Origin of the sequence: Fontivita pretiosa, from assembly GCF_050410795.1 — a bacterium.
Taxonomy (GTDB): Bacteria; Planctomycetota; Phycisphaerae; order Tepidisphaerales; family Tepidisphaeraceae; genus Fontivita; species Fontivita pretiosa.
In genome coordinates, this window is record NZ_CP191258.1 from 2031909 (window position 1) to 2044200 (window position 12292).

Consider the following 12292-nt stretch of genomic DNA (forward strand, 5'->3'; position numbering starts at 1 on the left):
GCATGTTGTTACCCGACGATCTGATTTTCCCTGCGCATTTCGAAGCTTCCTGGCCAAAGCAGCAGAAACGTAACGTGCGCGAAGAAACTGCTCGGCCAGCTCTTGGCACCTCCTCGGCGTTTTCCCTGGACTGGACACGGAATGGCCACCCCGGGTGTGCGGCGCCGTTGCCGACACATCGCACCACGGCGGCCTGCTTTTTTTTCAGGTCAAGCGCAATCTTTCCCTGCGTGGCAGGTTCTGCGATGTGCTCGACAAATTGCTTTTTGTAACCCCCTTTCGAAGACGGGCAATTATATGGCGCGATGTGTCGCGACGGCCACCGCCTCACCAAAATGAGACAGCAACTGAATCTCAGCTCCGTCGAGGCGCGGCATCCACCGGAGCCAGGACCTGTGCGCGATGCTGTTTTGACGCCGCCGGGTGCCGACTGGGACGTGTGCCCGATGCGAACGTTGCCGGGCCGCCGGATCGGCTGGTGTGATGGGGGCCAGACCGCGCCGGGATATCCGCTGGCTGTCTCAGGCAGTGGTAATGCCCAAGTCTCTGGTCGTGAACAGGCTCTCGAAGACGTAGCCGGCCTTTTCGATGTTTTCGCGGGCGCCTTCCAGGCGGTCGATGACGCCGACGATGCGGTCGATCTTCACGCCAAGGTCGGTCAGGATCTTGCAGGATTCAAGCACCTGCCCGCCGGTGGTCAGGACGTCTTCGACGATCATGACCGTCTCGCCGGGATTGAGCACACCTTCGACGAGTTTGCCCGTGCCGTACTGCTTTTTCTGGTTGCGGATGAACACGCAGGGTTTTCCGGAGGCGATGGAGGTGACCGCCGCCAGCGGCACGGCGCCCAGTTCTGCGCCGGCTATGCGATCGACGCTGGCGCGGACGCGTTCGGCCAGAAGATCTCCCAGTGTCCGCAGGATGTCCGGCTGGGTCTCAAAGCGGTATTTGTCCAGGTAATAGTTGCTCTTTCGCCCGCTGCGCAGCGTGAACTCGCCGCGCAACAGCGCGACCTCCGCGATTCGCCGGGCCAACTGTTCCTTGGTCATGTGCGACACTATCGGGCAGCGTGCCTGTGGCGTCAAACGCCAACTGGCCCGGATCTGGGCTACCCGGGCGGTGTGCCGCGCGCCTACCATCCGTCTGCCTGCAATCCAGTACCAGGCGAAGGAGTTTACCGTCACATGACGCATGCCAACGACAAATTCACGGAATCGAGGCTGAGCCTTCGCCGGCCCACACCTGATGACGCGCCGCAGCTCGGGCGGATCCTGTACGAGGCATTCAAGACATTTCATGAGCGGCATCATTTCGAACCGGACATTCCCTCGCTGGAGATGGGCGTGCAGCTCATGCAGATGTTCATTGCGCACGAGCGGATCTGGGGTGTAGCCGCCGAGGTCGATGCAAAGCCCATCGGCTCCAACTTTCTGGACGAGCGCGATCCGATCCGAGGCGTCGGGCCGATCACGGTTGATCCGGCGGCGCAGGCGCGCGGCGTTGGCAGGAAACTGATGCAGGCGGTGATCGACCGCGGCCAAAGCGCTGGCGCCGCGGGAATCCGTCTGGTGCAGGACGCGTTCAACACCGCGTCGATGTCGCTGTACACGTCGCTGGGGTTTGACCCGAAAGAGCCGCTGGCCCTGGTACGCGGCCACTGCCGAAGCAACCCCGACGCCGATGCTGAAGTGAATCCCATGACCGAGGACGACCTGCCCGCATGCGGCGAATTGCATCGCCAAGTCCATGGCTTTACGCGAAACGGCGCGCTGGGCGACGACCTGAGACAGTTGGGCTCGGTGGTGCTGAAGCGTAATGGGCGAGTCGTGGCATACAGCTCGGCACCGAGCTTCTGGATCGCCAACCACGGCGTGGCCGAGACCGAGCGGGACATGCGGCAGTTGCTGCTTGGCGCGTCGCGAGTGAGCCAACAGCCCCTGTGGATGCTGCTGCCGATCCGCCGCGCTGAAGTGTTCCGCTGGGCGCTGAGCGAAGGTCTGCGGGTCATGAAGCCGATGACCCTGATGGCGATGGGCCAGTACAATGAGCCGCACGGCTCGTTCTTTCCGTCGGTGCTGTATTGAGCCATGCCCGGATCAGGAATCTGTTCGCAGAAGAAGGAGGTGTTGCATGCTGCTGGCGGAGTTCAGCATCTGGCCGATGGACAAGGGCGAGAGCGTCGGGCAGTACGTGGCGCGCGCCCTGGACATCGTGGACCGCAGCGGATTGCCGTATAAGCTGGGGCCGCTGGGAACCTGCATCGAAGGCGAGTGGCCGCAGGTCATGGCCGTCATCCAGCAATGCTTTGAGGAGCTGTCCAGGGACAGCAACCGGATCGCATGTACGATCAAATGCGACTGGAGGCGTGGCCGGACCGGGGCGCTGGAGTCGAAGGTGCAGTCGGTCGAGCGAGCACTGGGGCGCAGGTTGAAGAAGTAGAGCGGGCGTGAAAAAGGCACAGCCAGGCAGTGCGTTGAGCATGGCCACAGCAGGCGCGCCGGGGATCAGCCGAGCCGGCCCCGCCGCTCCAGCATGCCCGGTTTTTCCAGCGATTCCAACTTCACAGACGCTTTCTAATGGGCGTAACCTTGCTCGCGGGTAGGGAATGTTCCTATTGTTCTGCTGGACAAGGATTGAACCATGATGAGCAAGTTTTACAACAACGTGAAGACCGCCCTGCTGCTGGGGCTGCTGACGGCGCTGATTCTGTGGATCGGTTCGCTGCTTGGTGGGATGCAGGGGGTGTACGTCGCGATGGTTTTCGCGGCGATCATGAACTTTGTGGGGTATTTCTTCAGCGACAAGATCGCGCTGGCGGCGATGCGGGCGCAGGAGGTCGGCCCGGAGCACGAGCTGTATCAGATTGTTGAACAGCTTGCCCAGAGGGCGCAGTTACCCATGCCCAGGGTCTATGTCTCTCCGACGGCTGCTCCGAACGCCTTTGCCACCGGGCGTAATCCGCGGCATGCCGCGGTCTGCGCCACGCAGGGGCTGCTTCAGATGCTCAATCGCAACGAGATCGCCGCCGTCATGGCGCACGAGCTGGCACACGTGAAGCACCGGGACATCCTGATTCAGTCCGTGGCGGCAACAATTGGCGGGGCGATCAGTATGTTAGGGTATATGTTCATGTTCGGCGGCGGACGCGACGACGAGGGCGAAGGCGCCCATCCGCTGGCGGCATTGATCGTGTTCCTGGTCGGGCCGATCGCGGCGGGGTTGATCCAGGCCGCTATCAGCCGGTCGCGCGAATTTAACGCCGACAAGGAAGGCGCGGAAATCTGCGGGGATCCGATGGATTTGGCGACGGCGCTGGAAAAAATCCACATCGCGGCGCGCCGGATTCCGCTGGACGTGAATCCGGCCTTTAATAGCATGTTCATTGCCGAGCCGCGAAATGTGTTTCAGACCATGGCCAACCTCTTCGCCACTCATCCGCCTCTGGAACAGCGACTGCTGAACCTCATCGGGCGTGAAACAACGGGCTTATTTCGCTATGCCGCGTAGTACTTCGCGGCAACTGGCGCTGTAAGCCCTCAACGTGAGCAATGGCCACGGCGAAAGCCGTGGTCGTTCTCATTTTTGGCCATGCTGTTCCGCCGCGACGCTGGAGCCGTTCATCGCGCCTGCGCCTTGGGGGATCAGATCCTCGATGAGCTGCGCCGCGGCGTCCAGGGCAGGCTTGCCTGCGGTGCACAACAGCCCGGCCACCTGGCGCGCGCGATCACGCACCTGCGGCTGATTCATCAACTCGCGCAGCAGCCGTGCAACGCGCCCGGCGCGATAGGCCCCGGCTGCAAGCTCGCGGCCCACACCCAGCCGCCGCAGCCGCCGGGCGTTATCGAACTGGTCGTGGCTCATCGGTACGATTAGTTGCGGCAAGCCCGCATGCAACGCCTGCGAGCAGGTCCCGATTCCGCCGTGATGCACCACCGCGGCGCATCGTTTCAGCAGCAGCCCGAACGGCGCATACGGCACATGCCTGACCATCGGCGGCAGGCTGCGGGGGATCTGCTCGGCGAATCGCGTCAGCAAGAGCCCGCGACAGTCGAGCCTGGCACATGCCTGCGCCGATTGGGAAAAGAACCGCTTCCCATGCACCATCGCACTGCCGAAGGTGAAGACGACCGGCGGCGCGCCGGCGGCCAGCCAGTCCTCAAGCTCGCCTGGCATGTTGGCCAGCCCGGACGGATCAAACAGCGGGAAGCCGACCAGCCGCGTCTGCGGCGGCCAGTCGGGCTGCACCGCGGCGAACCACTCCGGCCACAGCCCGATCACCCGCGCCGGCGAATGCCACCAGCCATCCAGCAGATTCCGCACCGGCGGCAGACCAAGCCGCCGCCGCAGCTCATTGACCGGCGGAGCGACGACCGGATCGATCACCAGCTTATCTGCCAGACTCCACACCGCGCGCTTGATCCCCCGGGGCGTCCACGCGGGCATCACCAGCCCGGGCAGTCGTGGCACATCGTACACCGTTCGCATGACGCTGGGTTGAAGGTGAACCGTCGCGGTGGGCACCCCCAGTTTCTCCTGCGCCAGCCGCGCACCCAGCGCCAGGCTGGACGCCACCACGACCATCCGGCCAGGCTGATACTGCTGCTCGATGAGGCGATAGGTCATCTCAATCAATGGGCCGACAGCGCGCGAGAAGATCGCCGCGAATCCCTTTCGGGGATGCCAGATGTCCGGATCCCGGATGATCGATTGATATTGCGAGTCTGTTCCCAGGGGCGCAAACTCCAGTCCCTGGGTCTTCGCCAGGTTTTTGAAGTGTTCGTTGGTCGCCAGGATCGCCCGCCACCCCCGCCGCCGCAGCACCGCTCCCAGCCCCACAAACGGAAGCACGTCACCGTGACTGCCGAGGGTGATGAGCAGGATGCACGCTTCTCCGTTGGCAGGTCGCGCCGAGCCTGCATGGTCGAGCATTTGAAGGCAGATCATAACGCGGTCCGCGCCCGTGGCGAGGCGCGCGGCATTCGGATATACTTCCGCAGTCGACGCTGGAGCTTCCAGCGAACATGGCGGATTGGACGCACATCTTGTAGCCAAATTGCCGCTTCGGCGGGCACACGCGCGTCAAGTGCAACGGTGGCCTGCATGCTCGGTGCCAAGCCGTGGCTGGTTGCGGAATCGGTGGTTCTGGATATCGGGTGTGGACGCGGGTTGCGCACGATGCAGAACCCGTTGTGACTTTCTGCAATCTGTTGGCATATGCCAGAAAAGCTTTAAGCGAGTCGCTGCCTGCAGGTACCTTTTCGGGTAGCCGACCATAACGTTCGACGTCGGACTTGCCGAGAGGTGGTCATTAACTTACAAGTGATGAACAACTCTGACAGGATCGAAGATGCTGTGACCAGGCCGGCAGTAGCGATCATTGCCAACGCCGTAACTCCATACCGCCTGCATCTTCATCGACGGATCGTTCGCGAGATTCCGCAGATCGCGCTGAACAGCGTGTTCACGCATGACATCAGCAACTCGCCGTGGGCGGCCGCGACGCCCGCGGAGATTTCGCCGGTCATGTTCGGCCAGGGCGAATCGTGCGCCCAGCAGGACGATCCGCGTTATCTGCTGCACGAGTGGCGAAAGGGCGGGCGAATCATCCGCTGGTTGCGAGAGCATCGAGTCCGTGCCGTGGTGCTGCTCGGCTACAACGACTTGGGAAGAGTTCGAATTCTGCTCTGGTGTCACAGGCATCATGTTCCGGTGCTGCTGTGGGGCGACAGCAACATTCGCTGCGAGCCAACAGGTGGAGCGCGCGCGGCGTTGAAGAAACTGCTGCTGACTCCTGTGGTGCGGTGTAGCGACGCAATCATGCCCTGTGGCACTCTGGGCACCCAGTTTTTTCACCGCTACGGCGGCGAAGATAAACCCGTCTTCCTCATGCCCTATGAGCCCGATTACGAGCTGATCGCCGCGATCGACTCGAGCGAGGCCGATCAGGTCTGCCAGCGCATGGGGCTGCGGCCCGGCCGACGACGAATCGTCTACAGTGGGCGCATGATCGGCATCAAGCGCGTCGATCTGCTCATCGATGCATTCGCTCGTATCGCCCACGAACGACCGCAGTGGGATCTGCTGCTGATCGGAGGCGGGGAACTGAAAGACGCGCTCGTAGCGCGGGTGCCACAGGAGCTTCGGCATCGCACGACCTGGACCGGATTCCTTGACGACCAGCGGACGGTGGCGGCGCTGTACCGGGCCTCGGACGTGCTCGTGCTGCCCAGTGACTTTGAGCCGTGGGCGGTGGTGATCAACGAAGCGGCGGCGGCTGGGCTGGCGATCGTGGCAAGCGACGTGGTCGGGGCGGCGGCGGAACTCGTCCGCGATGGCGTCAACGGCTTTACGTTTCCCAAGGGAGATCTGGAGCAACTGACCCAACGCCTGCGCGAAGTTACCGATCCGGCGAGGATCGACACGCTCAAAGCCGCGTCGCCGCGAGTCCTGGCCGAATGGCGACAGCGCGCTGATCCCGTGGAGGGACTTCGGCGGGCGCTGATCTGGTGCGGCGTGCTCCCTGCCGATGCTGCCACGGCTGCGGAGCATGTCCGCGATCCTGTTGTTCCCGCTGCCGCGCCGCAAGCGTCACCCGGTACGGACCTTACCTGACCACGATGCGACGCCACCGCGACTTAGCACAACGGACTTGCGTCATGCCCGTGGGGATCACAGATCGCGCAAGGAAACAGCGGTGCCGAATGGCTGGGGTGTAGGCGGTTGCGATTCGGGCTGATAAGCACCACCCGGCGGCATGAACTGCTCGTCGCGCTGGGGTGTAAAAACTCGCCGAACCATCAGGAACAGAACCACCGCAATGGTTGGCATCATGAATCCGACGACAAATGCCCGGTAGGTGTTGAAGACCCCGACTCCAATCGCGTAGTAGCTGGAGAAAAGTACCACGCTGTACGCGGAAATCCCCGTGGCGACCTGATTCTTCTGTTCGAAAGTCAAGCATGACACGAACCGGTAAGCAATGCCCACGGGAATGAACCACAGCGGCCCAAACCACTTCCAGTGGATGTACGTGTCACCGAGCATTCCAACGGTGTAGCCCCAGGCTCCGTAGCCGCCGATGTACAATGTCAGGTCCAGGGTCCAGGCCGGAGTCAGTCCCAATCCGCGCGGGATCGGAAGCTGAAAGAGAATCCAATTCAAGTGCGTCAGCGGGCGGACATCGGCGCGTGTGATCGCCTTCATCGACATGGCCAGACTCGTGAAACAGTCGTTTAGTCCAAAGCCGCTGTAAAGAACGCTTGCGGGGTCGAAGATGGAGTACCGGAACAGGACCGTCAGGTAGGTGAGCACGTCGCTGTTTCGGCCGTGAATGCCGCGCCCGACCAGGCCGGCATGGGCGCAAAGGGCGACCCAGATCACGGCAGGGATCATCACGGAGAGACGAAATCGGCGAACCCGGATCGAGTACGCCATAGCCGCCACGAATACCGCCAAACCGGCACCCCGACTGAAAATCGGCATCGTGCACATGCTGTTGACCAGCAGCCCGACGAACATCATGACGTAGGTCAGGACAGTGCGGCGATGGGGCTCAGGCCAACTTATGCCAAGCATCGCCGCGTTGAACACGGAGCCGACGGACAATAACACAGCGGCCACGCGCACTGCTGTATTGCTGTTCAGCGGGATCAGCGGTCCACCTCCGCCGAAGCCCAGCGCCCCCGGTCCTGCGACCGCGATGAACACTGCGAACAGCGCCCACGTGCCGATCCAGCCGATCATCCGCAGCCGACTGGCATTGACGCGAAACTCGGTTTCCAGATGCATGAAGGGGACCGAAATCCACCGCCCCACCGGCAGGATCATGCCCAAGTAGAATCCCAGCATGGCCAGGATCGTGTACCACAGCGCCGCGTCGCCGTATTCCGTGCGGGCCGCGCCGAAAAACTCGGCGCGCCACTCGCCAGGCGCGCGAACCATCGCCTGACCAAATGTGGCGATCCAGATGATCCCCGGCACCACGAATCGCGGGTGGATCAGCTCGTAGCTGGAGCGCGGCCACTTAAGGAACCCCAGGCAGGCGACCACGGTGCCCACCAGCAGCACATAAGACCATTGCCATTCAAGCATAAGACCGGCCCACTCAGTGCCTTCTTCAGCGTTTTCTCACGGTTGGCTCAGCGGCCCAGATGTCGCGCCTGACGAAGCGGCAGATCGCGCCGCAACTCGCCCCTGCCCGTTTGTCGAGGGTCACGCATCTGCAATGCATCTGGCGAGAGGTACGGCCGCACAACCGGCGGGCAGTCGCGCTTGCCAGTGGCCCGCTGGTAGTCTCGCCACAGCACTTCCGCCGCCTGATCCGTCGCGACCCCGGCGCACTTTGTCAGGTATCGGAACACAAGCCCAATCAACTTCGATAAGGCAATGCCATGCGTCTGCCGCCCGGCTGCATCGTACAGCCAGTCGCTGAACCGCAGAAAACCCTCGAATGCAGAAGTATTACCCCAAATCAGCGGGGCAGTTTCGACAAAATTGCCGCTGTTGACGATCAGGTCCCAGAATCTTGCGAAGCGGCGCAAACGCTGCATCTGCGAAAAGTTTATCAGCTTTGTCTGAAGAATCTCGTAGGGCGCGTGGGGACTGTAAACCATCCCCCACTCCGCATCATGTCGCACGATCGGCGTGCCACGCAGCCGCTTCAGCAGCCCAACCTGTATTTCCTGCGGTCCAAGCGCCACCAGCCGGTCAAAGCCTCGCCCGAAGCTGTCCATGTCCTCCCCGGGAAGACCGACGATCAAATCAGCATGCACATGCACGCCCGTCTCGGTACGCAGAAACCGCAGGTTTTGCTCAAGTCTGGCGTTGTCCTGCTTGCGGCTGATGCGCTCGGCCACCTCTTCGTTGAAGGTCTGGACTCCCACTTCGAACTGAAGCGCGCCCGGCGGATACTGCCGGATGATCTGTCGCAGTGGCTCGGGCAGCCGATCCGGGATCATCTCAAAGTGCAGGAACAGTCCTGGCTGGTAGCGAGCCAGAAAGAACTCCAGAATCGCCCGCGAGACATTCAGGTTCAGGTTGAACGTGCGATCGACGAACTTGAACCGCCGCAGCCCACGGTCCAGCAGTCGCTGCATGGCGGCCAGGAAATCGTCCAGGGGAACATTGCGCACCGGCACGTCCAGAGAGGACAGACAGAACTCGCACTTGAATGGGCAGCCCCGGGAGGCCTCGACATACACGACCCGATGGGCCAGGTCCTCATCGGTGTACAGGTCGTAGGGCAAGCGCAACTGCGAGAGCTGCGGAAGAGCGGGGCAGATCATCCTGTCGGGCGGCCTGCGGTTCGCCAGAAGCTGTCGGCAAAGTTCCGAAAATGCCAGGTCCGCCTCGCCCCGGATCACATAGTCCGCCATGTCGCAGATCGGCTGCTGCTCGGTCTCGTAGCTGACCTCCGGCCCGCCGAGGACGACCGTGATATCAGGACGCACCCGCTTGAGCATGGCCACAAGCTGCTCGGACTGAAGGGCGTTCCAGATGTACACTCCGATCCCAAGGACCCTCGGCTCGTACGACAGGATCGCTTCCAGGATGTCGATCGGGCGCTGGTTGATGTCGAACTCGACGATTCGGGCCCCGGGGCGCAGCGAGTCGTCGAGATTGGCCAGCAGGTAGCGCAGGCCAAACGCCGCGTGGGCGTAGCGCGCGTTGAGCGTGGTCAGCAGGATGTCGGTGCGCTGCGACGCGGCCTGCATATCGACAGTCTACCTCTGGTGCTCCGTGGTTTCACGGTGCCGCCTGCGCGGCGCGGCTTTCGCCCATTCCTGCCTGTCACGGCCCGAGGCTATAACGGAGACTGTGCCACAAACTCCCGATAATCTCGCGCAGCAGATCGTCTGGCTGCTGATCCTGGCGATCCCCGTGGCGGCGATCTCCCGCACGGTCGCCTCCGAGGAAGTCTTCCGCGAGCCGCGCGAGTGGTGCATCCACATGAGCCGAACCGCTCAAAGCCTCTTCGCCCGCAAGTTTTTCTACGTCTTCACCTGTGAATACTGCTTCAGCCACTGGGTCACGCTGCTGCTGCTGATCGTTACGCGCTTCAAGCTGCTGATGGACGACTGGAGGGGATACATCATCTCCTGGTTCTCGCTGGTCTTTGTCGCCAACGTCTACCTCAACCTCTATGCCCGGCTGCGCGTGGACATCACCAGCGAAAAGAAGGAGATCGAAGCCAAGGAAAAGCAGATCGAGAAGATCGAAACGGAGCTGAAAGAAGCCGGGACGAGTCCTCGCTGAAGGCGCGCGGGCGGCTGCCACGGCGATTTGGCTGACTGCTGCAATTGTGCCTGGCTCTGCGTTGTTCGCGGCGGAATGCGGGCGTAGAATCGCGGCCCGGTTCAAGTTTCCTCTGGTTGTCTGTTGAAGGACTGATGGGGTTGGAAACAGGGATGTGGCGGCAACGACGATGGATTCTGGCCGAGCCCCGTGCCGATGAAGCCCGGCGACTGGCCGAGCATCTGCGGACCTCGCCGCTGATTGCGCAACTGCTGCTCAACCGCGGGCTGAGTACGCCCGATGCCTGCGGCGACTTTTTGCGTCCCAGCCTCAAGTGCCTGCATGATCCATCGCTGATTGCGAATCTGCCCTGCGCGGCCCAGCGCATCGCCCGCGCGATTCGCGAGCGTGAAAAGATCGTTGTCTACGGCGACTACGACGTAGACGGCATCACCGCCGTCGCCATCCTCTGGCACGCGATCAAGCTGCTGGGCGGCGACGTGCATTACTACATCCCCCACCGCATCGACGAGGGATACGGCCTGAACGCCGAGGCGATCGCGCAAATCTGCCAGGACGGCGCGGGGCTGATCGTCAGCGTGGATTGCGGCATCACCGCCGTTGGTCCGGCCAAAGTCGCGCGCGATCGCGGCGTAGATCTGATCATCACCGACCACCACGAATGGCACGAGTTGGCCGCCCCGCTCACCGAAACTGAGCCGCATCATGAGCCGATCCTGCCTGCGTGCTATGCGATCGTGCATCCGAGGCTACCGGCGAAGAATGAAGGCCGAAGGATGAAGGATGAACATGCCTGCTCAACTCCATCCATCATCCAGGATTCTTCAACATGCTCCTATCCCAACCCCTATCTCTGCGGCGCGGGGGTGGCGTTCAAGCTGGCGTGGGGGGTGGGACTGGCCGTCAGCGGGGCCAACCGCGTCAATGAAGACTTCCGCAACTTCCTCGTGGAAGCAACGGCGCTTGCGGCGCTGGGAACCATCGCCGATGTCGTGCCCCTGGTCGGTGAGAACCGCGTGCTGGCGCATTTCGGACTGGTCGGCCTGAGGTCCTCGCGCCTGCCGGGCATCCGCGCGCTGATCCGCTCGGCGGGACTCGACGGACAGAACATCGACTGCTACCACGCTGGCTTCCTGCTGGCGCCGCGACTCAATGCCTGCGGACGCATGGGCCACGCGAATCTGGCCGTCCGATTGCTCACCGATGCCGACGATGCCGAGGCCGCCAGAATCGCCGGCTACCTCGAACAGCAGAATCGCGCCCGCCAGGCCATGGAACGCAAGATTCTCGACAGCGCCATCCAGCAGATTCATCAGCTCGGCTACGACCGGGACGAGAACCGCGCGATCGTGCTCGGGGCCGAGGGATGGCACGCGGGCGTGATCGGCATCGTCGCCAGCCGCATCGTCGATCGCTTCCATCGTCCAACGATCATGGTCGCGCTGAATAACGGTCTGGGGCAGGGCAGCGGGCGATCGATCAGCGGATTTCATCTGGCCCGCGCCCTGGAAAGCTGCGGGGAGTATCTGGAAGCCTACGGCGGGCACGAGATGGCCGCCGGACTGAAAATCCGCACCGAAAAGTTCCAGGCGTTCCGCCAGGCCTTCGTCGATCACGCAAACGCCAGCCTCGATCCACATCTGCTGGTGCCGGAACTTCGCATCGACGCCGAGGCCGAGCTGTCCCACATGAACCAGGCGCTGGTCAGCGAGCTGGCCCGGCTTGGCCCGTTCGGACACGCGAATCCCCGGCCGCTGCTGTGTTGCCGCGGCTTGACGCTGGCGGGCGCGCCGCGACGCGTCGGCAAGAGCGGCGATCATCTCCAGCTCTTCGTCCGACAGGCAGATACCTGCATGAAGTGTATTGCCTTCGGCGCCGGCGAATTGTTCGACAAGCTTCGCGCAGGTATGAGAATCGACCTGGCGGTCGAACCGCAGCTCAACGAATTCAACGGGCGCGTGAGCGTGGAACTGGCCGTGAAGGACATCCAGATCGCCTGAGGCGCCTTCCGCACAGAACAGATCACCCCTGCCCCCGG

The 12292-nt window shown here is 62.7% G+C and carries 10 protein-coding genes; 6 read left to right on the forward strand and 4 right to left on the reverse strand.

Annotated features, from left to right (window positions below; genetic code table 11):
* Positions 1-521: 521 nt before the first annotated feature.
* The gene (gene pyrE / locus ACQS5P_RS08285; protein ID WP_428940424.1) at positions 522-1049 is read right to left on the reverse strand and encodes an orotate phosphoribosyltransferase; all 528 of its coding nucleotides are present in this window, start codon (positions 1047-1049) and stop codon (positions 522-524) included.
* A gap of 135 nt (positions 1050-1184) precedes the next feature.
* Here pyrE and ACQS5P_RS08290 point away from each other — a divergent pair, with 135 nt between their 5' ends.
* The 3 genes from ACQS5P_RS08290 to ACQS5P_RS08300 all read left to right on the forward strand — a co-directional run bounded on the left by ACQS5P_RS08290 (position 1185) and on the right by ACQS5P_RS08300 (position 3507).
* Positions 1185-2084 (forward strand): N-acetyltransferase family protein, encoded by a 900-nt coding sequence (locus ACQS5P_RS08290; protein ID WP_428940425.1) that lies wholly within the window; start codon positions 1185-1187, stop codon positions 2082-2084.
* A 46-nt stretch (positions 2085-2130) separates the two neighbouring features.
* On the forward strand, positions 2131-2439 hold the full coding sequence (locus tag ACQS5P_RS08295) for an MTH1187 family thiamine-binding protein (RefSeq protein WP_428940426.1): 309 nt from the start codon (positions 2131-2133) through the stop codon (positions 2437-2439).
* 204 nt (positions 2440-2643) lie between these two features.
* On the forward strand, positions 2644-3507 hold the full coding sequence (locus ACQS5P_RS08300; protein WP_428941005.1) for a zinc metalloprotease HtpX: 864 nt from the start codon (positions 2644-2646) through the stop codon (positions 3505-3507).
* A gap of 69 nt (positions 3508-3576) precedes the next feature.
* Here the strand turns inward: ACQS5P_RS08300 and ACQS5P_RS08305 are convergent, their stop codons facing one another.
* On the reverse strand, positions 3577-4929 hold the full coding sequence (locus ACQS5P_RS08305; RefSeq protein WP_428940427.1) for a glycosyltransferase: 1353 nt from the start codon (positions 4927-4929) through the stop codon (positions 3577-3579).
* A gap of 393 nt (positions 4930-5322) precedes the next feature.
* Here ACQS5P_RS08305 and ACQS5P_RS08310 point away from each other — a divergent pair, with 393 nt between their 5' ends.
* Positions 5323-6612: a glycosyltransferase family 4 protein gene (locus ACQS5P_RS08310; protein WP_428940428.1), complete on the forward strand. Its 1290-nt coding sequence runs from the start codon at positions 5323-5325 to the stop codon at positions 6610-6612.
* 57 nt (positions 6613-6669) lie between these two features.
* Here the strand turns inward: ACQS5P_RS08310 and ACQS5P_RS08315 are convergent, their stop codons facing one another.
* Both ACQS5P_RS08315 and ACQS5P_RS08320 read right to left on the reverse strand, forming a co-directional pair.
* Positions 6670-8091, reverse strand: a complete 1422-nt coding sequence (locus ACQS5P_RS08315) for a hypothetical protein (protein ID WP_428940429.1) — start codon at positions 8089-8091, stop codon at positions 6670-6672.
* Between the two features lie 47 nt (positions 8092-8138).
* A complete protein-coding gene (locus ACQS5P_RS08320) occupies positions 8139-9713 on the reverse strand; it encodes a DUF4080 domain-containing protein (RefSeq protein WP_428940430.1) in 1575 nt (524 codons plus the stop codon).
* A gap of 103 nt (positions 9714-9816) precedes the next feature.
* On the opposite strand from ACQS5P_RS08320, the gene ACQS5P_RS08325 reads away from it, so the two are divergent.
* Positions 9817-10254 carry a hypothetical protein gene (locus tag ACQS5P_RS08325; protein ID WP_428940431.1) on the forward strand — a complete coding sequence of 146 codons (438 nt, stop codon included), beginning with the start codon at positions 9817-9819 and terminating at the stop codon, positions 10252-10254.
* 134 nt (positions 10255-10388) lie between these two features.
* Positions 10389-12254, forward strand: coding sequence for a single-stranded-DNA-specific exonuclease RecJ (locus ACQS5P_RS08330; RefSeq protein WP_428940432.1), 1866 nt, complete (start codon positions 10389-10391; stop codon positions 12252-12254).
* The last annotated feature ends 38 nt before the right edge of the window (positions 12255-12292 follow it).

Excerpts from the sequence above, each read along its gene's own strand:
- pyrE (WP_428940424.1), bottom strand. The coding sequence starts at position 1,049 with ATGACCAAGGAACAGTTGGCCCGGCGAATCGCGGAGGTCGCGCTGTTG.
- ACQS5P_RS08290 (WP_428940425.1), top strand. The coding sequence starts at position 1,185 with ATGACGCATGCCAACGACAAATTCACGGAATCGAGGCTGAGCCTTCGC.
- ACQS5P_RS08295 (WP_428940426.1), top strand. The coding sequence starts at position 2,131 with ATGCTGCTGGCGGAGTTCAGCATCTGGCCGATGGACAAGGGCGAGAGC.
- ACQS5P_RS08300 (WP_428941005.1), top strand. The coding sequence starts at position 2,644 with ATGAGCAAGTTTTACAACAACGTGAAGACCGCCCTGCTGCTGGGGCTG.
- ACQS5P_RS08305 (WP_428940427.1), bottom strand. The coding sequence starts at position 4,929 with ATGCTCGACCATGCAGGCTCGGCGCGACCTGCCAACGGAGAAGCGTGC.
- ACQS5P_RS08310 (WP_428940428.1), top strand. The coding sequence starts at position 5,323 with ATGAACAACTCTGACAGGATCGAAGATGCTGTGACCAGGCCGGCAGTA.
- ACQS5P_RS08315 (WP_428940429.1), bottom strand. The coding sequence starts at position 8,091 with ATGCTTGAATGGCAATGGTCTTATGTGCTGCTGGTGGGCACCGTGGTC.
- ACQS5P_RS08320 (WP_428940430.1), bottom strand. The coding sequence starts at position 9,713 with ATGCAGGCCGCGTCGCAGCGCACCGACATCCTGCTGACCACGCTCAAC.
- ACQS5P_RS08330 (WP_428940432.1), top strand. The coding sequence starts at position 10,389 with ATGGGGTTGGAAACAGGGATGTGGCGGCAACGACGATGGATTCTGGCC.